Below are 24590 nucleotides of genomic sequence, written 5' to 3'. Positions count from 1 at the left end.
TTATTTCCACCATAACATATATGGGAGAGAGGAACGATATGAAAATATAACGGATTTCCATAACAAAAGAGCCTCTCAGCCTGCAGTACGGGTCTGCGGAAAGAGAGGCTGTTTGTGTTTAGCGGAGCAGAACAAGAGTCCGCTTGTTCCAGTGGAGCATGGCTGCAGAAAGAGAAGCTGCTTGTGTTAGCGGAGGTTGCTTGTCTGTAGAAAGGAAGCTGCTTGTGTTAGCGGAGGTTGCTCGGCCACAGCACAAGTGAGCGGTTGTCGCGCTCGGCGCCCATGGCGCGCAGCATCTCTTGGGCGGCGACCGACTCGGTAATCGGTTCCCCGTTCCATCGGTCGATCTTGATCTTGCTCAGTCCGTGCTGGCGGAGCAGCATGCGGAAGATTTCTTTGAGCTCGGCAGCGCCGATGGTGGCGGCAGTGCTTGGCGCGGCCGTCTCGGACGAAGTCGTTAAAGCAGACAGGTCAACGATGTGGCGGCCGTTATTTTCGAGCCAGTAGCGCCATTGCCCCTGCTGCAGCACGAGGTAATTGCCGCTCTTGCGAGCGAACCCGGCGCCGCGGACGCTCGGCCAATCGGCGGCCAGGCCGAATGGATTGGCCGGGTCGGCCGCGGCGAGGACTGTGACGGCGGCATTGTCCTGGCCGGGCAGCGGCTGGCGGACCGAGGCAATTTGCTCGCGCCGCGCGAACTGCAAGGTTTGCACGCCTTGCACCAGCAGGCCGCGGGTCACGACGCCCCATTGCTCCAGCTGCTTGAGCATCGGCAGCAGTTCCTCCCAGCTGAATGGCGAGAGCTGGGCGACGAGATCTTTGGACACGATGCCGTAGCTGTCCAGCAGATGCTGCGTCCAGTGAAGCGCAGACTCCGACAGCTCGGAGGATACGGAGCGCAGCTGGGCGGCGTCGATTGCTCCGGTTGGAGCGCCCGAGGGATCGTTTGGCAGGGCAGGCCGGCCGGGCTCAGCGGGCAGGGCTGGCGAAACGGACGGTGTGGACTGCCCCGGCCGAGCGAGTATTGCAGGTGGTGCAGGTGGAACGGGCTGCTCGCTTAGCGGGCCTGTCCAGTACCAGCGCCCAAGGCCGGAGCCGGTGCGGGCGAGCTGCTTGCCCTTGGTCTGCAGTTGCAGACGCAGCGGAGCGAATTGGTCGTTCGAGACCGTGCCCTCCCAGATCAGATCGAGCAGATCTGTTAGCAGCTCGGAAGGCACCTTGCCGTAATCGCGGCTTAGCTTAGTCAGGAAGCTGGCCCCGCCTTCCTGCAGCAGCGCAAGCAGGCGCGGATGCTTCGTGCTGTCGGCGGCTTTGACGGCACGTGCGATTACGGGAGCATAGAGCGGCTTGGATTCCGAGAGGAAGAAGGCAATCTTGCCTTCCTTCTCGCTCTCTTCTTTGCGGCCGATCCAGATGACTTCACCGGAGGCGCAAAGCAAGTCCAGGTCGTCTTTGCGATAACCGATCACCCGGGAAGGGAACACAACGGTCTCCCAATGCGAAGCGGGCAAGAAGAAGCCTTGCAGCCGCTCGATTACCATGCGCAAGCCGTCGATTCCGCTCAGCTGTGAGCCGGAGAGAGCGTGCTGGAGCATGGACATATGAGCGCACCAGCGAATAGGGTCGATCGGCTCGGCTTGTTTCCGTGCTTGCTCCATGGTCAGGCGTATCAGACGCTTGGCCACTTGGCGGCTCGTCCATATCCGCTCGTCATCACTGTCGGCGAAAGGAGCGGACTCGATCCGATCGAGCTGCAGCAGCACCTCGGGAATATGCGCTGACTCAGCCGGTGACAGCTGCGGATAGCGCTCACGCAGCTCTTCTTCGGTAAAAGAAAGCCGGTGGTCCGCGAAGCGACCGGCAATAAAAGCGATGGCGCTGTCGCTCCCGGGAAACGCAGCGTACATGTCCTGCTCCTCTGCGCATATCCAGCGATGCTGCCGGAGGCCGATCGGTTGCTCCGCGATACGCCCTGCTTCGCGCAGAGCTTGCAGCCAGCCCGGTACGGATTCACCGGCTATGGCCGTCAGCTCCTCGGTCGACAGATCGCCGCGCTGTTTAAGCAGCATATACAGCTCTTCGGCGTTTGACGGCGCTTGTCGGCCGCCGATTTCCAAGCGCTCTTGCTCCGTCTGCGCAATGGCTGGATCGACCGCTCGTTGAACAGCCTCTTCGCCGAAGAGCTGTCCTGCCAGCGACTTGCTCACGCTCAGCAGTTGGAGCTGCGTCGCTTCGCTCAAGCCATCGCCTTCATAGAGCATCATGTTGGCGTAGTCGGCGAGAAATTGAACGGCAAAAGGCGATGGCGCATGCGATTCCTTAACCAGTACCTCGATTTGGCCGGCGGCGATGGCTTCGAGCAACTGCTTCAGTCCATTTGTATCGAGATAGTCGTGCAGACATTCCCGCATGGCCTCCTCAAGATAAGGGAACTGCTCGGCATAGGGGAGCGACTGCTTCAGCAGTTCTGCGCAGCGCAGACGCTTCTGCCACATCGGCGTGCGAGTGAAGCTGCGGGAGAGGAGTAACGACGTCTCTGCAATGCGACGGAATGATAACCCGAGAAACGGGGAGCCCGTGATCGCTTCGGTGAGAAGCGACTCCACGCTGTCCGCCGTAATTTGCCACAGCGTCTGCAGCCAGGAGGCATCCCAATCCGGCACGACCAGCTCGATGCCGTTGTCTTTGGCGTTGCCGTACATCGAGTAGGGCAGGAGTCGTTGAAATTGCCGCTCGATTGCGAGCAGCCACGTTCGGTTGACGCGTCTGCCAAACGGATTATGGATAATGATGCGGGTCTGGTTCATCAGATCGCGATAATGCTCGATGATGATCCGCCGCTCGGTCGGCAGCCCAAGCGCATGATGCTGGGACTGGATGAGTCCGATCAGCTCAGAAGCCGCGTAATGATCGAGCCCGTATTCGGCGTCGAGCCAGGCGATGGTGACGTCTTCCCGTTTTCTCGCCAGCTCGGAGTCGCTTTTATTCGCGGGGTCATCCAGTGCCAGCCTAGCGGAAAGCTGCTCCAGAAAATGCCCGAGCTGAATGCCGACCTCCACGCTTCGGCTGGCGTTCTCCGCCTGCCAGAAAGGGATCTCGCTAAAGCGATTCGGCGCTTCTTGAACATAAACGCGGTCGTTCTCGATGCTGCTAATCATCCAGGAACTTGTTCCAAGCTGAAACACGTCGCCAACGCGGCTTTCAGCTATATAGGTCTCATCCAGCTCGCCTAAGTGTGTGCGGCTGTCCGCATGATGAACGGGATACGCGGAGCTTTGCGGAATGGTGCCTGCGCCGGTAATGGCGGCCATGGATGTATTGGCCCGTTTGCGGAGCATGTCGGTGGCGCGGTCCCATTCCATCAGAGGCCGGGCGAACGGATAAAATCCCGACAGCACCTTGAGCGCCGCTTCCAACCGTTCTCGTGGAAAACCGCGGAAACATTCGCTATGTATGATGAGTTTGTACAAAGCATCTACGGAGATATCTTCCGCCGCAACGATGGACGTCATATGTTGCGACAAGACGTCGAGCGGCTCTCGCGGCAAGGTGATCGCTTCGATGTCGCGCCTGCCGATGTTGCGGCAGAGCACTGTCGCCTCCGGCAGCTCGCTGCGCGATCGCGCGATGATGAAGCCGCGGCTCACATCGCCGACGGCGTGACCGGCGCGGCCGATCCGCTGAATGCCGGCGGCTGCCGCTTTGGGCGAGTCGACCTGAATCACGAGGTCGACATGGCCCACGTCGATGCCGAGCTCGAGCGAGGAGGTGGCGACGAGGCAGCGCAGCTCGCCGGCCTTGAGCATGCGCTCGACCTCAAGCCGCCGATCGCGCGAGAGGCTGCCGTGATGGGCGCGCGCCAGCTCGTAGCCCGCGTGCTCGTTGAGCCGCAGCACGAGCCGCTCGCACATGCGGCGGCTGTTCACGAACAGCAGCACGGAGCGTGCGCCTTCCATCAGCGCCATCATCCGCTCGATGATGGGCTGCCAGACGCCATCGCGCGTGCGGGCAGGGCGGCTGAGGTCCGGCATCGTCACCCGGACCTCAATGGACTTGGTCATCGCGCTCTCGACGATGACCACCCGGCGCTGCGCATACCCGAGCGGATGCACCGGCTCGGTCTCGCCAAGCTGCCCCGAGAAGAACGCGCTCGCGCCAAGCTCGCCGTGCAGCGCCGCACCATCCCGCGCCGCAGCCCCGCCATCGCCCGCGCTCGCGCCAAGCTCGCCGTGCAGCGCCGCACCATCTCGCGCCGCAGCTCCGCCGTCGTTCGCGCTCGTGCCAAGCCCCGCGCCTGCCGGCGGCTCCCAGCCGCCAAGAAATCGCGCGACTCGCGACAACGGCTTCTGCGTCGCAGACACGCCGATCCGCTGCACGGGCTGCGCCGCGAGCGCGGACAACCGCTCCAGCGAGAGCGACAAATGCGCGCCGCGCTTGTCGCCGGCAAGGCTGTGAATCTCGTCGACGATGACGGTCTCCACCGTTCCGAGCATGCTGCGGCCTTTTTCCGAGGTGAGCAGCAGGTAGAGCGACTCCGGCGTCGTCACGAGCACGTCGGGAGGGCGCCTCGCCATGCGTGCGCGTTCACTGGAAGGCGTATCGCCGGTCCGCACCGCCGAGCGGATGCCCGGCCATGCCTCAGAAGCGTCACCGCCTTCGCCACTTTCAAACCGCTCAATGTCCTCCATAAACCCGACCAAATGGTGCTGAATATCATTGTTGAGCGCTTTTAGCGGCGTAATGTACAGCACCCGCACGCCGGATGACAAAGCTTTTCCCCGTGCGGCAGCGGCCAGCTTGCGCTGAGCAAGCCGATTCAAGCATGGCAGCAATGCCGCCAGCGTTTTGCCCGAGCCGGTTGGCGCTGCGATCAGTGTATGACGGCCTTCCACAATGGCGGCCCATGCTTCCAGTTGGACAGGGGTAGGCTCACCGAACGTATGCCCAAACCAGCCGGCCAGCGTCTTATGAAATCCCGCGAGCGCGGGAGAAGAGAGTGACATGGCGGAACCTCCTTTTCTATGAAAAACCCAGAACGTATAATTTCATCTCCAGAGGACGTTAGCAGCTACTTTTTTACGGTAAAGCGCACCTCAGAGCCCTTTTTTCAGCAAAAGAACTCGCTAAAAAATTCTAACGAATCCCACAGGTCTTATATCGGCCAATAATCACGATATAAAAATCTAACGAATCCTACAGGTCTTATTTGGCCGGAAATTGCCCTTTTCCAGCCCAATTCACCTAAATAAGACCTCTACGATTCGTTAGAACCGAAAAGTAGTGATTTTCTCTAAAATAAGACCTCTACGATTCGTTAGCGTGCAACCACTGCATTAACACGGAAGACCGCTGCCGCTGACCCCGGCTCGAAGCCCGTCCCGGCGAACAGCAGCTCCACCGCTTCTCGGCACCGGCCGTCGAGCCAGCGTCTTTCACCATTTCCTTGCCACTCAGCCGTCGAGCCAGCGTCTTCCACCGTTTACTCGGCACACAGCCGTCGAGCCAGCAGCGCCTTTCGCCCTTTCCTCGGCATCAGCGATCCCACCGACGCCTTTCTCCACCGTCACGCCAACGCCCATCCCACATCTATCATCCTACTATTCATCATGAGTCAATCGATTCCTCTTTAGACAGAACTCGCCGTCCGATCCTGCTAAAAATCGGTCATTTGTTAAGCTTCGTTACATAAACTTTTAAAAAAGAATCCATACGGGAGGAATCCGGGATGGCAGGATGGCGGGACAGCTTAGAGAATCGGCGGGCGGAGTGGAAGAAGCTTGAGGTGGGTTTTACCGATACGCTGGCGGGACGTCGCGTGCTGCGGGTGACGGGGCCAAGAACGCCGCGCTTGACGACGCCGGTGACGAAGGCGGTTCGACAAGAGGAGCTGAAGGCCGTGGCCGATACGTTCGATGCGGGGCTTGCTTGTTTCTGCCTCGCGGAGCTGCCGGCGGGGGAGCGTCAATCTTTCCTCGAGGCCTGGCATGAGCGGCTTGCCTCCGGCGCGATCGTCGTCATGGCCGACCGCCGGAGCGAGGGCTGCGCGACGCCGATCGAGCTGCATGATCTGTTTGCGCCGCTCGGCAGCAAGCTCGATGTCCAGGTGGGCCGAACATTTTGGTGGGTGCGCTACTTAAGGCGGTAATCCCGAATACGCCCCTTAGCGAAACAAAAGAAGCCGCAGATGCTTGTCCCGAAGGACGAACAGCTGCGGCTTCTTTTGTGCTCACACAGGCACCTGAGGACGGTGCGGGTCAATCTTACTCGTCGCCGCCGCCATCTGCTTCGTCGGAAGGCTCGTCCGCGTATTTCTCATACGTGCTCGGGCTCATCACGCGGCGTGCTGTAACGTACCGTTTGGAGTAGTAGGAATCGCTTAGAGCGCTGATGGTAACACCTTTGCTGCTGGAGGAGTGTGCAAACTTGCCTTCTCCAACATAGATGCCGACATGCGAGATTCCTTTGCCAGTCGTATTAAAGAATACGAGGTCGCCGGGAATCAAATCCGCTTTCGCGATTTTCTTGCCCAGCTGTGCTTGCGAACGGGATGCATGCGGGATATCCACGCCGAGTTTATTAAACACGTACATGGTGAATCCGGAGCAGTCAAACCCTTTCGTGGTCGTGCCGGTGTACACGTAAGGTGTACCGATCAGATCTGAGATGACCCCATCCATTTTGGATTGCGCGAAAACGCTTCCTGTTTGAAAAAGTAGAAGCATCGCCAGTCCGATCAAAAGTGCAGAAACCTTTTTCAAAGCGGGAAACTCCTTCCAGTGCCTACGAGGTTAGCTGTGGGGTTCGGTTGAAGGCTCCCTATGATCACCTCTGGCATTCCGCGTCTTGCTTTGCGGATGTCGGGATCAATTCACCCAAGATGGTTCCCCCGTTTCCCGTGATGGGAATTCGGCAAAATTTTCATTTCTAGGCATAATTATTCGATCATTTTCTTCCTTCTCCTTCCTAGTTCACAACTTGTTCACAAATTAAAATTATTAGAATGCAACCTTTTGCCTCTCATTTTCGTATAGCGGCCGCTGGTTTCAGCCTTTTTAGAGGCTCGCTCACGTCCCCGCCCGCCTTGCAAAGCATGTCTCATCTTGAACACAAACCCATGTCAAAAAAACCCGCTCTGTCGAGGGGTTTGTCTTATATATGCCAGTTATTAGTGAAAAAGGAGACCGTCCCACTGTCATCAACATGACATGGTGGGCGGCCTCCCCGCATGGATTAGACTTGTTTCGACTGCCAGGCATCATACTGGGCGGCTACCGTCCACACCTTCATGATCGTTCGAATCAGCTGGTAGCCTTGATGCAGGATAAGCGCCAGCAGGCCCGCCCAAAGCAGCGATACGGAGGCAATTGTCATACTGAGCACGGCTCCGATGGCCCACATTAGAATGGAGATGCCCGCGAAAGGCAGGAAGTTCGCGATGCACGTCCATAAGGACCGGAAGGCGCCGGTTCCGGCGACTGCTCCGAACTGCATGGAGAGGAAAAGCAGGTGGAGCAGAACCGCCCAGGCGAGCCAAGCGCCCGCCCACGGTCCGGCTTGCTGCGCAAACTCCAGCAGGGAGTTGCTTCCCAGCAGTTTCGTTAACGCCCGCGGCAACAGCCAGATGGCCGGCAGAAGGGTGAGCGTCGTCTCGATTAAGTAAAGCAGCGCTACCGGCTTCCAAGCCGCTCGAATGCCTTTTAGAAATTTCGTGCCGGTATCATCCGTCACATGGTGGAGGGAGTGGAACAGCCCTGCATTGAGGAAAGGGGTGATCACGATGCGCCCGGCCAGAAGCCCGCAGAAGAGCCAGAGATAGGGGCGGACCAGATCGGTCTTGATGAGCTGGAACTGCGCCTCCGTCATGAAGAGCTGAACGGCTGTGCCGCTGCTGCCAATGCTGTCCGGGAACCTTTTTAGCAGCGGTACGGTTATGCCTTCAATGGTTCGATAGAGGAAGAAGCCCCATATCAACTCATATAGAAACAGCATAATGATAATGTAGAAGTGCTTAACGGTCAGTCGCCAGCCTTGCTTCAGATGCGTTCTCATTTATCATCACCTCCTGGAAATAGTAGTGTGGGACTCATCACCATGCGATGGAAGCAAATATGCTCTCAATGAGCTTGGAGACGCCGACACTCCAGCGAGTGCGTGATTTCTCCGCCAGCTCGGCTTTCATAAAGTTATTGATATGTTTGTTGTCGAGCACGTTGTCGTTGTGCGGATCGACGGCGGCCCACAGCAGCTTGGAAGGGTGCACGATTTTATATTGAATGTGGGTTTCTTGGCCATCCCACACTTTAGGCATCAGCGTACCGTCGGCAAAATGGAACACGACCGACACCGGCCCGGAGCTGCCGCCAGTCTTCTTAATGAGTACGACCGATTCGTACTGCGTCTCATTGCCTTGCTTCACCGGCCGTACATGAATGGAAGCGACCGAGTAATCGGACATGGCATTCCCGTACACGAAATGACTGAAGTAATCGTTCCACTTGGTTTTCGTTACGGTTTCCACGACGCGCTGGAAGTCGGCGGTGGAAGGATGCTTGAATTTATATTTTTGGAAATAAGTCCGCATAATCTTGCGCATCGTCTGGGCTCCGACCTGCTTCTCGATGCCGAAGAGCACCAGCTTCGCGCGCATGTACACATTTTCGGCATAGTGGTTGTTGCTGTGGTAGGACCAGGACAGCTGCTTCAGCGGGGCCGGGTCCGTCATGTAGCTTGCTTCCACCGGCAAATTCGGCTCCACGCCGTATTCGCTCTCCATCACTTTGTCCTCTGCATAGGAGGTAAAGCCTTCATCGAGCCATGCCTCTTCGAATTCATTGGAGGCAACCATGCCGTACCAATATTGATGGCCGATCTCGTGGACGACCGTTCGCTCCAGATCGTAGCCGGGATTCTCGTTCTCCGCGGCGAACGCGGTTATAAGTGTCGGGTATTCCATTCCGCCGGCGCCGTTGCCGCCTTTAGGCGGAACCACGACGGAGAGCGTGGTATAGGGGTAAGCGCCGTACCATTGCGCATATTTGGCGAGCGCGGATTTGGCTGCGTGCATATAGCGGTCCTTGAATTTGGCGTGCAGCGGATCCAAGTACAGCTTGATCCTTACGCCCGGAACGCCGTCCGTGGAGAAAGGCTCCTCCGCATAGACGAAATCCGGTGAGGCCGACCAGCCAAAATCATGCACATCATCGGCGTAGTACTGGTAGGTTTTGCGTCCGTTAGATACGATGGAAGGTTTGGTTTGGAAGCCGGTAGCCGCTACCTTATAGCTGTCCGGAACATTGATCTTCACGCTGTAGATGCCGAAGTCGCTGTAAAATTCCGAATTGCCGTGATACTGATGGATGTTCCAGCCTTCGGCCGCTCTTCCGCGCGTGCCCGCTGTCTCATACACGCACAGCTTCGGAAACCATTGGCCGGCCATAATGAAGTTGCCGGAATAGCCCATCCGCGCGAACACTTCAGGGAGCTTGACCTCGAATTTCATGCGAAGCGTGACGCTTTTGCCCGGTGCGACAGCCTGGGGCAGCCGCAGCTTGGCCAGCGTTAAATCATTCGGATTGCTGTCATCGGGCTGCACATAATGCAGACGAGGGAGGAGGCTGTAGCCTTCGGTCGTCTCCAGGGAGAGCAGGTTCATGTAGCCGATGCTGTCCGCAGTCGCTTTATCGTTGCGGAGCTGACCGCCGGATTCTCTCATGAAGGTGGTGTCTTTGGAGCGGAAGGCATTCGGATACAGATGGAAATACATCTCGGATACCTGCTGCCTGCCGGGGTTTGTCCATGTGACAGACTGCTCCCCGATCAACATATGCGTATCCTCTTGAAGTTTCACATCGATGTGGTACTCCGTAACCCGTTTGCTGAGCGACACCGGCTTTGGCTGCATCACAATATCGGGCTCCGGAGCAGTGGACGGAGCAGCAGGCTTCGGCGCCGTGTCTTTCTTGGCAGGAGCGGAGGCGTATGTATATTGCGAAACCCAGGCATCTCCGAACCCTTGCCTTGCCGTTAAGCCCAGAATCACGGCGACGAGGGCAAAGAGTAGAAAACGTTTGGCGTTACGTGGATTCATTGAAAGATTCCCTCCCGTTGACAAGCATCTAAAGCATGTATATGTTTGCTTTTCCGAGATTATTAGCTAAAATGGAATTAATGTACGGACAGGCGCTAAAACCGCGCCGGACGTGGAATTCGCAGTGTTTTGGAGATGGGAGTTGAAGCGTAAGATGAGTGATCAAGAGAAAGAACAACAGCCCGTGGAGAAGAAAGAGAAGAAGTCTCTCTCTTTGAACGTGGTGAGCAATAAGGAACATAAAGGCTTTGGTGCGGGGACGATTGACCTGAGCAGCGTGTCCTGCGTCATGATCGATAACGGCGAGGCTTATATTGATGTAGGCGCGATGCATGCGAAGAGCAAGATCGAGAAGGGGATCAAATTCAGCACGAACAAGGAAGATGTGCCTAACGGCCGTCTGTGCTGGATCGTCTGGGTAGCCGTTGACCGTAATGAAGAAGGCTCGTTCTATGCAGGGGCAACCGCTTGCCCGATGCTGGTGGACACCGAAGCGCGCAGAGGCTGGAAGATCCTTGCCCAGCACGTCAACAACTTGGATTATGCGATCAAACGCCGTTTCGTGCTCGATGAGCTTGGAACGGAAGAGAAAGCGGCGCTCAAGAAGCTGCTCGTCACCAACAATCAGGAGTGGTGGGACCGCTCGCCGGATAAGTTGAAGGAAGCACTGAACGTTTAATGTAAATTGCGTAATGTATGACAAGCGCTTTTGCTGCCGAATAAGCCGTTTTGCCGTCTCTCTTACGTGGAGAAAGGTGAAGCGGCTTTTTATTATTCTGTTGTTTCGAAGAGCATCCTGATTATGGTATAGTCGAAATACAGAACGTTTGTTCTAAAATTAGGGGGAACCGGCATGAATTTACCGCGCGTATCGCGCAATCATTATTCGGAGCTGCTCCGGCGCTATCTGCTTCCGCAGAAGCGGACATTAATCGGTCTTGCCTTCCTGCTGTTCCTGTCGATCGGCTTACAGCTGATCAACCCGCAAATCATCCGCTTCTTTATTGATACCGCACAATCGGAAGGCAGTTTGAAGCCGTTGCTTATCGCGGCCTGCCTGTTCATCGGGTTTTCCCTTGCGCAAGGGGCGGTATCGGTCATAGCTACATACTTCAGTGAGAACATCGGTTGGAAAACAACGAATGTGCTCCGCGGGGACTTGGCGGCGCACTGTCTGTCGCTGGATATGCCGTTTCATAAGTCGCATACATCAGGCGCTATTATTGAACGGGTGGACGGAGACGTGAATGCGCTGGCGAATTTCTTCTCCAGCATGATCATTAACTTAGTCGGCAATTTCTTGCTGATGGTGGGCATCTTGATCCTGCTGTTTCGGGAGAGCTGGTTAATCGGCGCCGGCATGACGGTGTTCGTGATTGCGGCGATTCTGGTCATCCAGCGCATACGGAAGCTGGCTGCGCCGCTGTGGAAGGATTGGCGGCAAGCCAATGCCGATCTGTACGGCTTCATCGGCGAACAGCTGGAAGGGACGGAGGATATCCGGGCCAATGGGGCTTCCGGGTTCGTGATGAATCGCTTCTACGGCATGCTGCAGCGGATGCTGCCGCTTCGCGTGAAGGCTTTTTTGGGCTTTGGCGCGATGTGGAGCACGACCATCGTTGTTTTTGCATTAGGGAATGCGATGGCATTCGCAATTAGTGCCTATCTATGGAAGGCGGGCTCTATTTCGATCGGTACGGTGTATTTGATTTTCTATTACACGGAGCTGCTTACGAAGCCGATTGAGAAGATCCGCACCCAGATGGAGGATTTGCAGAAAGCGGACGCCAGCATATCGCGTATTCGGGCATTGTTCGAGACGCGATCTTCTATCGTTGACGGACCCGGAGCAACACTCCCTTCCGGCGCGCTTGGTGTGAAGTTCGATGAGGTTACTTTCAGCTACGAGGATGGTACGGGCGAGCCTACGCTTGATCGCTTGGTTTTGGACTTGAAGCCCGGCGAAGTGCTCGGCCTGCTCGGCCGGACAGGGAGCGGGAAGTCGACGCTGGCCCGGCTGCTGCTGCGGTTCTATGATCCGCAGGAAGGGAGCGTGTCCTTGGGCGGAACGGATATTCGCAAGTTGAAGCTAAGTCAGCTTCGCAACCGTGTTGCGATGGTTACGCAGACGATCGAAATTATGGAGGGCACCATTCGGGATAATCTGACCTTCTACGATGATGCTATACCGGATGAGCGAATCATTGCCGTCTTGCATCAGCTTGGGTTAACAAGCTGGTACGAGGCGATGCCGGAAGGGCTGGACACGCGGCTCGCTTCCGGCGGAGGAAGCCTCTCTGCAGGAGAAGCTCAACTATTGGCTTTTGCCCGCGTCTTTCTGACCAATCCGGGCCTTGTCATCATGGATGAAGCTTCGTCGCGTCTTGATCCGATGACGGAGCAGCGCATTGAGCAGGCCATCAGCACGCTGCTTGCGAACCGTTCTTGTATTATCATTGCGCATCGATTGGCTACCGTGCAGCGGGCCGACAGTATCCTGATTCTTGAGAACGGCCGCGTCGTCGAAGCAGGCAGCAGAACGGCGCTTGCATCCGATCCGGCATCGCGTTTCAGTGCCATGCTGGCAACCGGTCTTGAGGAGGTGCTCGTATGACGACTTTTCAATTTCTAATGGGGCTCATCACATACCGGACATGGCGTTATGTCATCAATGCGACCGCTTGGACGGTCATTTACATGGTGCCGATTATTCCGGGGCTTATAACCAAGGAGTTCTTCGATTCGCTCACAGGCGACGCTTCCCTGCAGATGGGGACTTGGGGCATTATCGCGCTGCTTCTCGCTGCGGCGCTCGCCCGTGTTGTTCTGATTATTGTCGGATTCATCACCGACGTGAATTTCCGCTTCCGCATGGGGATGATGCTGCGCCGTAATATGCTGAAGCATGTGCTGAAGCAGCCCGGTGCACGGGCGATTCCGTGCTCGCCGGGAGAAGCGATCAGCTATTTCCGCGATGACGTGGAACAGTCCGAGGAAGCGGCCAGCTGGTCGGTCGATGTGTTCGGCATGACCTGCTTCGCTTTGGTCTCCAGCTATATTTTGATCGGGATCGACGCGCAAATGACCCTGCTTGTATTCGTGCCGCTCGTTCTCGTTGTGGCAGTTGCGCAGCTGGCGACCTCCAGATTGCAGAAGTATCGCGCGGCCAGTCGCGAAGCGACCTCTCGTGTGACGGGGGCAATCAGCGAAATGTTCGGGAATGTGCAGGCCATTCAGATTGCCGGTGCGGAAGAACGTGTCATCGAGCGCTTCCGCAAGTTTAATGATACGAGGCGTCAAACGATGCTGAAGGATAAGCTGATGGGCGAGGTGCTGGATTCCATCTTTACGAATTCCGTGAACCTTGGCATCGGCCTCATTCTCTTGCTCGCAGGCCAGAAGCTCCGCGGAGGCTCGTTCACCGTCGGTGATTTCTCGTTGTTTGTCTACTATTTGACGTTCGTAACCTCGATTATTACGAATGTAGGCAAGTTCATTACGTATTTCAAGCAGATGGGTGTCGCGCTGGATCGGCTGAAAGGTCTGCTTCAAGGCGCGCCTGCCGGCGTGCTCATATTGAAGGAAGGGCTGCGGCTCCGCAAAGGCAGCGCTGTGAAAGAGAACGCAGCGGCTGCTGCGGGGGCGGTGGCAACGGGTCCATCGGATGCAGAACCGCTGCGTTCCTTGGAAGTCGAAGGGTTAACCTATCGGTTCCCCGAGACGGGGAGAGGAATCGAGGATATTCGGCTTAAGCTGGATGGCGGGTCGTTCACCGTTGTAACCGGCGCGATCGGTTCCGGGAAGACGACGCTTATCCGGACATTGCTCGGGCTGCTGCCTAAGGATGAAGGAACGATCGTGTGGAATGGAAAGACCGTTGTTGATCCGGGTACCTTCTTCACGCCGGCGAACAGCGCGTATTCGGCGCAAATTCCGCGGATGTACAGCGATACGCTGCGCAACAATATTTTGCTCGGTCAGCAGGAGCGAGGGGATGACTTGCAGCAGGCGATTCATACGGCCGTGATGGAGTATGACCTCGACCATTTGCAGAACGGACTGGAGACGATGATCGGGCCGCGCGGGGTGAAGCTCTCCGGCGGTCAGATGCAGCGAACGGCAGCTGCGCGCATGCTCGTGCGCGATGCACAGCTTTATGTGTTCGACGACGTATCGAGCGCGCTCGACGTCGAGACCGAGCAGAAGCTGTGGGAGCGGTTGTTCCAGAGCAGGGGCGACGCGACCTGCTTGGTCGTTTCGCATCGCAGAGCGGCGTTGACGCATGCCGATCATATTATCGTCATGAAGGATGGCCGCATCGAAGCGGAAGGGACGGCGGAGGAGCTGCTGCGCATAAGCGCGACCTTTCAGGAGCTGTGGAGCGGGGATGAACGGACGGCCGATGCTGCATTGCCCGAAGGGGCAGCGCTTCAGCCGGAAACATAGGAAAAGCCTCTGCAGGCGGCAAGTTGCCTTGGCTGCAGAGGCTTTTTTCGTGGTGATTTGCGTGTGGAGGCGTGGGCGATCCGATCCGATTCGGTCCGGTTAGATCGGCATTTCCTTGCCGGTGTAATCCACGAATTGAAAACCGAGCGCTTCCGGGACGATACGGCGCTCCAATAGGTCGACGATTCCGCGGGCGCTGGCACGCGGGTCGGTTGGAGCGTTCTCGCCGCCCATATCCGTCTTCATCCAGCCGGGGTGAATGCTGAGCACCTGAATGCGGCGTTTGTTTACATAGCGGTGAAGCTGCTGCGAGAACATATTGAGCGCCGTCTTCGAAATGCTGTAGGGATAGTCGCCGGGATAGGCGTTCGTAATGCTGCCTGCCTCGGACGAGATATTCAGAAGCGCGCCATTCGATTCCGTAAGCAGAGGCAGAAAATGCTTCACGACCCGCATAGGCCCGTACAAGTTAACCTCGAATGCTTGCGCAACGTCGTTCATATCGAGCTCTTCTATTTGAGTGTTGCGGGCATTGAGGATGGCCGCGTTATTGACGATCGCGCCAAGTGTTCGGCCTTCGCGCTTCAATGCGGAAGCGAGCCCGGCAACGCTCTCTTCGCTGGCAACATCGAGCTCGGCTATAATGAGCCGGTCCCCGTACGTTGCGCTAAGTGTCGCTAGCTTGTCGCCGCTCACATCGCGAACCCCGGCAATCACGCCATGTCCGCGCTCAAGTGCCTCGGCGGCAATCGCTAAGCCAAGTCCGCGGCTTGCGCCGGTTAGCAGTATATTCATGCTCACTGATCACTCCTATTTATCGTTCTCAAGCAGCTCGACGAGCACCTTCAATGCCGGGATGGTATCTATATAAGCATACCGCCCGCCTGTATATTCACCCTTCTGCTGAAGCGGGAAACCTTTCCCCTCCAGCAGCATGATCTTCTCTTTCATGCCTTCGATTTCAAAAGCGATATGATGCGGCCCTTCCCCATGCTCGTCCAAATAATTTCGCCACGTGCTCGGATGTTCGTCCGGTTCAATCAATTCAAGCTGCAAAGAGCCCATATCAATAAAAGCGAGCTTAGCCCGCGCCACGGTGGAAGCGCCGTTAAACTCCGTTTGCGCCTTATCCACCGTATCGGTAATGATCGCCTGCGGCTTATCGATCCCGAAAAAATCCGCATAAGCTTGACTCACTTGTCGATATCGTTGACGAGTATGCCGATTTGCGTAATGACTTTATTGCCGAGTAGTCCTGACAACAGCGAACACATCCTCTCCATAGTTGGGAAGCCAGACATAGACGATTACACAATCTTCCATACACTTACACAGCTATCTTATCCAATCGTCAAAAAGAGTGTCAATTCCCAGCTGCAAGCTATTCACCTGTCAGGGGGTTACCGAAATGCTGAGGAAAAAGCATGAGTGGCTCCCAGAGCAACACAATGGTGGAGGAGCGCCGAAATGAGCGAAAGAGTAGCTTTTAGGGCAACACATTGGTGGGGGAACGGCGAAATGATCGAAAAAGTAGCTCTCAGGGCAACACATTGGCGGGGATGCGTCGAAGTGAGCTCTTGAGTAACTAACTTTTAGAGGTGTTTATTTACGTGAGAGGTAACAGGTACCGTACATTGGACCCAACAATGCAATTTAGTTGAAAGAGAGGAACCTAATGCCGTTCATTGAGCGCAAATCGCCGAGTTAAGCTCATGAAAGGTACTGGTTACCGCTCTTAATTTGGAGGTGGGAGTAATAAGCGTGCGTAGAGAGCTACATATGTAGTAATTGAAGGTTTTTGATCTCATGAAGCACACGAGGAGATCTACATTTCAGCAAAATGTATGATTTCGTGCAAAGAAGCACGCGAGGAGATCTACATGTGAGAGAAGCGTACAAGGTGCATCCCACTCGCCTGACAGCACAAAAAAGGGTTACCTCGCGCATCCGAGAACTCGGATGGCAAAGCAACCCTTTCCCACCGCGGCTAGCCTATGGACTACCACGCATTGGAAGCTCTACTGCGACTAGCCCATGGACTACCCCAAGGCAAGCTCTATCGCGACTAGCCTACGGCAAACTCCCGCCGCGACTAGCGCCCACTAGCCTCAGCTCAAACGCTAGTTCGACCACCAGCGCTTGAGCTGCTTCCACCAGTGGCGCGTCTGCTCGGCTTGCGCGCCGCTGTCTTGCGCACCCGAGGCATCGCCTTCGCCGTGAACGCCGCAGACCTCTACCGGCTCGGTGCCGCTGACGAAGGATTCGAGCCGCCGGTCCGGGCAGGACTTCCCGGCGAGTTTGCCGCTCTGCGGGTCGATGTAGACGGATACGACGCCATCGGGCAGCGGGAAGATCTTCGGCGGAATGGCGGACAGCGCCGCTTCCGTGTAGGAGGCGAAGATCGGCGCGGCACGGCGCGCTTCCACGGGCGTCAGCTTGCGGCCCTTGTCGTAGCCGACCCAGACCGCCGTAGCCAGCTCCGGCGTATAGCCGACCAGCCAAGCGTCCGTTGCGGTCGTGCCGGTTTTGCCGGCGACGGGGCGCTTGATCATCGCCGAGACGCGGTTGCCGGTTCCGCCGGTTTCGAACACGCTCTCCATCAAGCTGGTGAGCACATACGCATGCGCGGCATCGACTACGGCGGAGGAAGCGGGCTGTGCTTCGTACAGTACCTCGCCTTTGGCGTCCTCAATGCGCAAGATCGCCGTCGGCTCCATGCGTACACCGCCATTGGCAAATGCGCTGAATGCCGATGCCATCTCGAAAGGACTAACCGGGAAGGTGCCTAGCGCCAAGGAAGGCACCGGCTTCATCGGGCTCTCGATGCCAAGCTTCCGAGCCATGGCGATGACCTTCTCCGGTCCGACGGTCATGATGGAATTGACCGCATAGATGTTGTCGGAGCTCGCGATGGCCTGACGCATATTAATGAAATCGCCAACGTACTTGCTGTTGTAGTTGCTCGGCGAATACGTCTTGCGGCCTTCATCATAGGTGAAGATCGTCGGCGTACTCTTAAACTGCGATACCGGCGTCAATACCCCTTCCTGCAGGGCGGTTAAATACAGAATCGGCTTAAAAGACGACCCCGGCTGCCGCGTCTTGGCAAAAACGCGATTATACTGGTTGGTCTTATAATCGCGGCCGCCGACCATCGCCTTGATGTAGCCGGTACGCGGATCGACGGAGACGAGCGCGGCCTGCTGCTCGGAATCCGCCGGGATTCCGGAAGCGACAGCCTCTTCCGCCGCGCGCTGCGCATCGGGATCCAGCGTCGTATAGATGCGAATACCGCCTTCGCTCATCGTCCGCTCGTCGATGCCAAGCTTATCGACCGCCATATAGCGCACATAATCGCGGAAATATGGCGCGGTTCCGGCCTGTTTGCTCGTTCCGAGCGGCACGAACCGAAGCAGCTCAGCGCCCGCCGCTTCGGCGTCGGGCTGCAGCAGAATTCCTTGATCCACCATCGTTTGGAGGATGGTGCGCTGCCTGTCCTTGGCATTTTTCATATCCATATAGGGGGAGTAGTACTTGGGGCCTTTCGGAATGCCCGCCAGCATTGCACTCTCAGCTAAAGTGAGCTCCGACGCGTGTTTTCCATAATACAGCTCCGCTGCGGCTTCTGCGCCGTAGGCACCGTGGCCGTAATAGATTTGGTTCAAATACATCGCCAAAATCTCATCCTTGGAGTAATGCATCTCCAGCTGAATCGTATACATCGCTTCCTTCAGCTTGCGCGACCAGGTCCGCTCATGCGTCAAATACAGGTTGCGGGCGAGCTGCTGGGTCAGCGTGCTTGCTCCTTGCTTGCGCGACATATTTTCAACGTTAACGACCGCCGCACGGGCCATCCCTTTCATATCGAAGCCGAGATGATCGTAGAAACGCTGATCCTCGATGGCGAGCGTAGCCTCTACAAGATAAGGCGAAATTTGCTTTAACGGCACCGATTGGCGGTTCTCGCCGGCATGAAACGTGTCAATGATATGGCCCTGCGCGTCGAGCATCTGCGACGTTTGGCTGATCGCCGAAGCGGGGAGCGCCTGCTCCCGCAAATAATAAAGGAAGCCGAAGGCGCATATGAACAGCAGCAGCAACGCCACGCCCGAATAAACCAGCCACCGTTTCACATGCTTCAGCAGCGGCATCCATTTTTCCAATTGAATAGAAACAGGCAGTCGGCGCTTCATGCCGCCGCCCTGCCTGAATATGGGTTTCAACCATCTTTTCATCTGCAAGTCTCCTAACCGGAAGAAAGTCCGCTTCATCCAACTAGTATGGAAAACAATGGGACACCCTATTCAGAAAGAGCGTTTGCGTATTATGAAATTTTTGTGCGAGGGTGGCAAAAGGTTGCTTTTTCCCCCCGTTAACTTATAATACAGATTGATACATTGGACCATATGATCAATAGCACCACTACATAAACGAAAGTAGGGATTTAACAATGGAATTGTGGTACACGGAGAAACAGACCCCGACTTATGGGATTACGATGAAAGTAAAAGAAACCTACGTCAGCGAGCAAACGGAATTCCAACAGCTTGATATGATCGAGACGGAAGAGTTCGGCACGATGCTTGTTCTGGACGGCATGGTTATGACAACGGACAAAGACGAGTGGGTTTATCACGAAATGGTCGCTCACCCTGTTCTATACACGCACCCGAATCCGCGCAAAGTGCTCGTTGTTGGCGGCGGCGACGGCGGCGTAATCCGTGAAATCCTGAAACACCCGAACGTAGAGAAGGCTGTTCTGGTTGATATCGACGGCAAAGTTATCGAGTACTCCAAGAAGTATCTTCCCCAAATCGCTTGCGGTTTGGACGATCCTCGCGTAGAAGTGATCGTGAATGACGGCTTCATGCACATCCACGATCACAAGAACGAGTACGATGTCGTAATGGTTGACTCCACGGAGCCGGTTGGCCCAGCGGTGAACCTGTTTACACGCGGCTTCTACCAAGGGATCTATGATGCCCTCAAGGAAGACGGCATCTTCGTAGCACAAACGGACAACCCTTGGTTTACGCCGGAGCTGATCTCGAACGTTAACCGCGACGTGAAAGAAGTGTTCCCGATCGTTCGCGTATTCTGGGCTAACGTGCCAACATACCCGAGCGGCCTGTGGACGTTCACAATGGGAAGCAAGAAATACGATCCGCTTGAAGTGGACGAGTCCAGCATCCCGGAAATCGATACTAAATATTACTCCCCGCGTCTGCACAAAGCGGCTTTCGTACTGCCGAAATTTGTGGAAGACCTGGTGAAGTAAGAGGAGACCGACGCAACCTATGAAACTCGATCAGAAATACTCCGGCAATGTGTTTATCCTTAGCTCGGATGACTATAACACGTCCAAAGCCGTTATTTACGGCATGCCAATGGACTTTACCGTATCGTTCCGCCCAGGCTCCCGTTTCGGCCCTCCGCGCATTCGCGAGGTGTCGATCGGTCTGGAAGAGTACAGCCCGTACTTGGATCGCAGCCTGGAAGATATCGAATATTTCGACGCCGGCGATTTGCTGCTGCCTTTCGGCAACGCGGCTCGCTCGCTTGAAGTGATCGGTGAATTCGTTCGCGGCGTATTGGACGACGGCAAAATGCCTGTCGGACTTGGCGGCGAGCATCTCGTGTCGTGGCCGATTTTCCAAGAGGTGTACAAGAAGTACCCGGACATGGCGATCATTCACTTTGATGCTCATGCGGATCTGCGTGAGTCGTACGAAGGCGAGCCGCTTTCCCACTCGACACCGCTTCGCAAAGCAGCCGGCCTTATCGGCGGCAAGAACGTCTACCAATTCGGTATCCGTTCCGGTTCCCGCGAAGAGTGGCAATATGCGCGCGAGAACATCAATTTCCACCCGTTCGAAGTGCTTGAGCCTTTGAAGAAAGTATTGCCTGAGCTTGAAGGCCGTCCTGTCTATCTGACGATCGACATCGACGTGCTGGATCCATCGGCGGCACCGGGAACGGGTACGGCGGAAGCCGGCGGCATCACGTCGAAGGAATTGATTGACGCGGTTCACGCCATTGCTCGTTCCGGCGTTAATATTGTCGGCTGTGACCTTGTTGAGGTAGCGCCGGCTTATGACCCTACGGAACAAACACAGATCGTCGCGGCGAAAGTCATCCGCGAAATGCTGCTTGGCTTTATTAAATAATAGCGAAGGATGGGAGCGATGCTCCCGTCCTTTTTTGTTGTTTTCTAAATAGCCTTCGTCGCTCTATTCAGCCTCCCAAATCAGGCTTCTTCTTTTTCGACGGTCAAGTTTCAGAGTGCCGGAATCAGCTATAAAATAACAATAAAGCAGCTCCGGTTAGAGGACTACCGCATGCCCGCCGCTTAGGGCTTCATTTTTTGGTCATAATGAATAGTAGTAGTCTAACAATTGAAGGGGGCGAGCAAGTTATGAGCCTATTGCCAATTCACGAGCGGCTCGCGGAGCTGTGGACGGTTCGAAGCAAGAGACAGCTCTCGGCGGAGGAGCTGGCAGACTTTGAGCATTGCTTGGCGGTGAACGCGATGATTTGCCGACAAGTTGCGAATTTGTACAATCTCTCGCTGCTGGCTTCGATGACAGGCGATACGGAATGGCAGCACGATATATGCCGCAAAATCGAACGGCTGACCGGAACGCCGCCGGCATCGCCTCAGCTCTAGCCGGGGCTTGAAATAAACGTCTCTTTCTGGTTTCCTATGGAGATGAGGGGAGGGACTGCGTGATGAGAGTACATTCATTTCCGCCGGAGATCGGCGATCGTGCGCGGGTGCTTGTCCTAGGCAGCATGCCGGGAACGGCTTCGCTCGCGAAGCACCAATATTACGCCCATCCGCGCAATCATTTATGGCCGGTGGTGTATGGCCTGTTCGGCCTAACGCCGGATGCGGACTATGAGGAACGGCTCGCTTTTGCCAAGGCTCGTGGAATTGCGCTCTGGGATGTCATTGAATCCTGTCAGCGGGAGGGCAGTCTCGATGTGAACATCCGGGAGGAGCGTCCCAATGACATTCCCGGCTTGCTGGCGGAGTATCCGGAAATTAGCTGCATTGTGTGCAACGGGGCGAAGTCGCATGACACGTTCTTGAAGTATTTCAAAAGCTTGCCCGAGCTCGGCGGCATTACGCTGCTCAAGCTGCCGTCGACCAGTCCGATTCCAACGGCCGCGATGCGCACGACTGCAGACCGGATCGAAGCTTGGCGCATTTTGCTGCCATACTTAATTCCGCTCGAACAGACCTAGGCAAACCTTCACAAGAGGCTTGCTTTTTTCGCGAGGTTGCATATAATAGGGAAAATACAGTCAGTAATAACAGCTACATACGATGAACGGGACAGTACCTTGCAGATCGGTGCTAGCAGCGAGCCGGGCTGGATGAGCGAATCATCCTTGGTGAAAGCCGGCGCAGCGGCGTAAGGGAAGCGGACCCGGGAGTAGATCCATTGAACATGCGGGGAGCTTGTTGAAGTGCGCCTCTGTAAGTAGATGAATCCGGTCACCCCGTTATCGTGCTTGAGAGGTTTTCGGCATGGCCGCCGCTGTTTGTTGTTCGTTGTTCGTGCAGCCATAATGAAAACCAGAAGAGTGGTACCGCGGAAATGAACCTCCGTCTCTTTATTAGAGACGGGGGTTTTATTTGTTTCTAACCACAAATCGGGGAGGATGAACATGATGAACCTGTTATTGCAATGGGCAGCTTCACAGCTGCAGCCGCATGTACCATCGCTGACCTATGAAGACATCGTGGCGCTGCTGGAGCTCCCGCCAAACCCGGAGCTTGGCGACGTCGCATTTCCTTGCTTTGCGCTGTCGCGTGAACTGAAACGCGCGCCGGCGGCGATTGCCGCAGAGCTCGCGGAGCGGATCGGTGCCGGAGCCGATTCCGGAACGTCGCCGACGATTCGCGCCGAAGCCAAAGGTCCGTACCTGAATCTCTTCCTCGTTCGGGAAGAGTGGGCACCGAGGCTGCTCGCTCCGCTGCTGCTGGCCGATTTCGGGCAATCGCAGGCCGGGACGGGTCAGCGCGTCATCATGGATATGTCCTCTCCGAATATCGCCAAACCTTTCGGCGTCGGCCACCTGCGTTCGACGATGATCGGCAACGCGCTTGCTCAGATGTACCGCAGCTCCGGCTACGAGGTTGTGACCGTCAACCATATCGGTGATTGGGGTACGCAGTTCGGCAAGCTGATGGAAGCGTATATGCGCTGGGGGGATGAAGCGAAGCTCAAGGAAGAGCCGATTCGCGAGAGCTTGCGTTTGTATGTCCGCTTCCATGAGGAAGCCGAGAAGGATCCGACTTTGGAGGACAAAGCGCGTCATTGGTTCTGGAAGCTGGAGAACGGCGATGAGGAAGCGCACCGGCTGTGGCGATATTTTGTCTCGTTCAGCATGGAGGAATTTGACCGCGTGTATACACGTCTTGGCGTGCGGTTCGACTATACGCTCGGCGAGAGCTTCTATAACGATAAAATGGCTGCCGTCGTCTCGCGCCTGCAAGATTTGCAACTGCTGGAGGAAAGCAACGGCGCGCAGGTTGTTCGTTTGGAAGAGGAAGGGTTGCCGCCATGCCTCATTCTGAAGTCGGACGGCACGACCATTTATCCGACGCGCGATCTAGCTACGGCACTCTATCGGAAGAACGAGATGGGCGGGGATTTACTGCTGTATGTGGTAGGGGCGGAGCAGAAGCTGCATTTTCAACAAGTGTTTGCCGTCTTGAAGCGCATGGGCGAGGAAGTGGCAGACCAATGCCGTCATCTCGCGTTTGGGCTGATGAAATTCGAAGGCCGCAAAATGTCCACGCGCAGAGGTCAGGTCATCTTCCTGGATGAGGTGCTGGACGAGGCCGTATCCAAGGCTGCAGCCATTATCGCCGAGAAGAATCCGGATTTGGAAGATGCGCGGGATACCGCTGAAGCCGTTGGGATCGGTGCAATCGTGTTCGGCGATTTGCTTCATCATCGCATGCTGGAAGTGGATTTCTCGCTGGATGAGGCGCTTCGCTTCGAAGGGGAGACCGGCCCTTACGTGCAATACACGGCGGCAAGAGCGTTCAAACTGCTGGCCAAAGGGAAGCTGACGTTAGCCGAAACCGAAACGCGCAGCTTATCCGGTGCAGTGAGCGGAAGCGATCTGGGGCGTTATCTCTCAGGGACTGCGGCGTGGGAATGCATGAAGCTGCTGGCCGCCTATCCCGAAGCGATTGCCGGCGCGCTGCGTCAGAATGAACCGGCGGTTGTGGCGCGTTTTCTGCTCGATGCGGCGAAACGCTTCAACCGTTTCTATCATCAGGAGCGCATTCTGACGGAGAATCCGGCGGACACCGAGGCGAAGCTGCTGCTGACCGCGGCGGTTGCCGGCGTGCTTCGTTCGGGGCTGGCCTTGCTCGGACTGCGGACACCGGAACAGATCTAGACGCTTGCGTCCCTACGCGCAGGCATTGAAATTAGAGGTGCTCCTGTATATAGTGAGGACATAAGCATTTCAGGCGACGGGAGACCGTGATCATGACAGACAGAGCGAATGTAACGATATCGCTGAGAAGCGACATCGACGGGGAAGTGGAACAGAATACGTTTAAGGGCGAATGGTTTCGAAAAGGCGCCTCCGTATTTGTCCGATACGAGGAAACGAGCGAAGGCGACGGCGACAGCGTCGTGCGGACGATTATCCGCTATCGCGACGGCGAGCTTAGCGTAACGCGCCGCGGCGATGTAGAGTCGCTGCAGACGTTTGTCGCAGGCACGAAACGGACCGGTCATTATGAATCGGCGCATGCCGCTTTTCATTTGGAGACGGAGACGAAGCTGCTTTGGGTTCAGTTTGGCGATTTGACCAAGACGGGACCGAGCGATGGCCAGTTGAAGCCGGATCTGCCGATGCTGATCGAATGGCATTATACGCTGCTTGTAAATGATGAACCGACAGGGGAGTTCCGGCTTCGGCTGCAGGCGGAAGAGCTGTTGTTGGCCTAGGACATACCGTCATAACGATACCGATTATGCTTTAACTTACAGATTGATAAGCGAACCAGGGGGATTGAAGAATT

General features: G+C 56.2%; 17 protein-coding genes, 1 pseudogene, 1 riboswitch and 1 other annotated feature. Of the genes and pseudogenes, 10 read left to right on the top strand and 8 right to left on the bottom strand.

What is annotated here, in order from left to right; genetic code table 11:
- Positions 1 to 227: 227 nt before the first annotated feature.
- The gene (locus I8J30_RS25035) at positions 228 to 5003 is read right to left on the bottom strand and encodes a DEAD/DEAH box helicase (RefSeq protein ID WP_240548368.1); all 4776 of its coding nucleotides are present in this window, start codon (positions 5001 to 5003) and stop codon (positions 228 to 230) included.
- Between the two features lie 311 nt (positions 5004 to 5314).
- A complete protein-coding gene (locus tag I8J30_RS25025; RefSeq protein ID WP_210662771.1) occupies positions 5315 to 5476 on the bottom strand; it encodes a hypothetical protein in 162 nt (53 codons plus the stop codon).
- A gap of 249 nt (positions 5477 to 5725) precedes the next feature.
- Between I8J30_RS25025 and I8J30_RS25020 the strand changes: the two genes are divergently transcribed.
- A complete protein-coding gene (locus tag I8J30_RS25020) occupies positions 5726 to 6145 on the top strand; it encodes a hypothetical protein (RefSeq protein WP_210662769.1) in 420 nt (139 codons plus the stop codon).
- Positions 6146 to 6260: 115 nt separating this feature from the next.
- Here the strand turns inward: I8J30_RS25020 and I8J30_RS25015 are convergent, their stop codons facing one another.
- From I8J30_RS25015 to I8J30_RS25005, 3 genes are all read right to left on the bottom strand, one after another.
- On the bottom strand, positions 6261 to 6758 hold the full coding sequence (locus I8J30_RS25015) for a C40 family peptidase (RefSeq protein ID WP_240548367.1): 498 nt from the start codon (positions 6756 to 6758) through the stop codon (positions 6261 to 6263).
- 4 nt (positions 6759 to 6762) lie between these two features.
- Positions 6763 to 6922, bottom strand: a riboswitch (cyclic di-AMP (ydaO/yuaA leader).
- A gap of 308 nt (positions 6923 to 7230) precedes the next feature.
- Entirely contained in the window at positions 7231 to 8049 is an 819-nt protein-coding gene (locus I8J30_RS25010) for a hypothetical protein (RefSeq protein WP_210662767.1), read from the bottom strand.
- Between the two features lie 37 nt (positions 8050 to 8086).
- A complete protein-coding gene (locus tag I8J30_RS25005; protein WP_210662765.1) occupies positions 8087 to 10087 on the bottom strand; it encodes a M1 family aminopeptidase in 2001 nt (666 codons plus the stop codon).
- 154 nt (positions 10088 to 10241) lie between these two features.
- On the opposite strand from I8J30_RS25005, the gene I8J30_RS25000 reads away from it, so the two are divergent.
- From I8J30_RS25000 to I8J30_RS24990, 3 genes are all read left to right on the top strand, one after another.
- Positions 10242 to 10766, top strand: coding sequence for a YwhD family protein (locus I8J30_RS25000; protein WP_210662763.1), 525 nt, complete (start codon positions 10242 to 10244; stop codon positions 10764 to 10766).
- A 174-nt stretch (positions 10767 to 10940) separates the two neighbouring features.
- Positions 10941 to 12701, top strand: a complete 1761-nt coding sequence (locus tag I8J30_RS24995) for an ABC transporter ATP-binding protein (protein WP_210662762.1) — start codon at positions 10941 to 10943, stop codon at positions 12699 to 12701.
- Positions 12698 to 14533 (top strand): ABC transporter transmembrane domain-containing protein, encoded by a 1836-nt coding sequence (locus I8J30_RS24990; protein ID WP_210662760.1) that lies wholly within the window; start codon positions 12698 to 12700, stop codon positions 14531 to 14533. The genes I8J30_RS24995 and I8J30_RS24990 overlap by 4 nt, the downstream gene beginning before the upstream one ends.
- Before the next feature lie 99 nt (positions 14534 to 14632).
- Here the strand turns inward: I8J30_RS24990 and I8J30_RS24985 are convergent, their stop codons facing one another.
- The 3 genes and pseudogenes from I8J30_RS24985 to I8J30_RS24975 form a co-directional block, all read right to left on the bottom strand.
- Positions 14633 to 15328 (bottom strand): SDR family oxidoreductase, encoded by a 696-nt coding sequence (locus I8J30_RS24985; RefSeq protein WP_210662758.1) that lies wholly within the window; start codon positions 15326 to 15328, stop codon positions 14633 to 14635.
- 15 nt (positions 15329 to 15343) lie between these two features.
- Positions 15344 to 15798, bottom strand: a pseudogene (locus I8J30_RS24980) (VOC family protein).
- A gap of 855 nt (positions 15799 to 16653) precedes the next feature.
- Positions 16654 to 18684, bottom strand: coding sequence for a transglycosylase domain-containing protein (locus tag I8J30_RS24975; RefSeq protein WP_420831255.1), 2031 nt, complete (start codon positions 18682 to 18684; stop codon positions 16654 to 16656).
- A gap of 299 nt (positions 18685 to 18983) precedes the next feature.
- Between I8J30_RS24975 and speE the strand changes: the two genes are divergently transcribed.
- The 6 genes from speE to I8J30_RS24945 all read left to right on the top strand — a co-directional run bounded on the left by speE (position 18984) and on the right by I8J30_RS24945 (position 24516).
- Positions 18984 to 19811 (top strand): polyamine aminopropyltransferase, encoded by an 828-nt coding sequence (gene speE, locus I8J30_RS24970; protein WP_091225112.1) that lies wholly within the window; start codon positions 18984 to 18986, stop codon positions 19809 to 19811.
- A gap of 19 nt (positions 19812 to 19830) precedes the next feature.
- Complete coding sequence (speB, locus tag I8J30_RS24965) at positions 19831 to 20700, top strand: agmatinase (RefSeq protein WP_091225111.1); 870 nt, start codon at positions 19831 to 19833, stop codon at positions 20698 to 20700.
- 248 nt (positions 20701 to 20948) lie between these two features.
- Positions 20949 to 21200, top strand: a complete 252-nt coding sequence (locus I8J30_RS24960) for a DUF7667 family protein (RefSeq protein ID WP_090985995.1) — start codon at positions 20949 to 20951, stop codon at positions 21198 to 21200.
- 62 nt (positions 21201 to 21262) lie between these two features.
- Entirely contained in the window at positions 21263 to 21781 is a 519-nt protein-coding gene (locus I8J30_RS24955) for a DNA-deoxyinosine glycosylase (protein WP_210662756.1), read from the top strand.
- A 73-nt stretch (positions 21782 to 21854) separates the two neighbouring features.
- Positions 21855 to 22156: a binding site (T-box leader), on the top strand.
- 60 nt (positions 22157 to 22216) lie between these two features.
- Positions 22217 to 23956 carry an arginine--tRNA ligase gene (argS, locus tag I8J30_RS24950; protein WP_420831254.1) on the top strand — a complete coding sequence of 580 codons (1740 nt, stop codon included), beginning with the start codon at positions 22217 to 22219 and terminating at the stop codon, positions 23954 to 23956.
- Positions 23957 to 24048: 92 nt separating this feature from the next.
- Positions 24049 to 24516, top strand: coding sequence for a YwiB family protein (locus I8J30_RS24945; RefSeq protein ID WP_210662752.1), 468 nt, complete (start codon positions 24049 to 24051; stop codon positions 24514 to 24516).
- Positions 24517 to 24590 lie beyond the last annotated feature (74 nt).

The sequence above is a fragment of the Paenibacillus lignilyticus genome, from assembly GCF_017942085.1.
Taxonomy (GTDB): Bacteria; Bacillota; Bacilli; order Paenibacillales; family Paenibacillaceae; genus Paenibacillus_Z; species Paenibacillus_Z lignilyticus.
The sequence above is the reverse complement of the archived record's forward strand: the minus strand, read 5'-3'. Positions and strand labels throughout refer to the sequence as shown.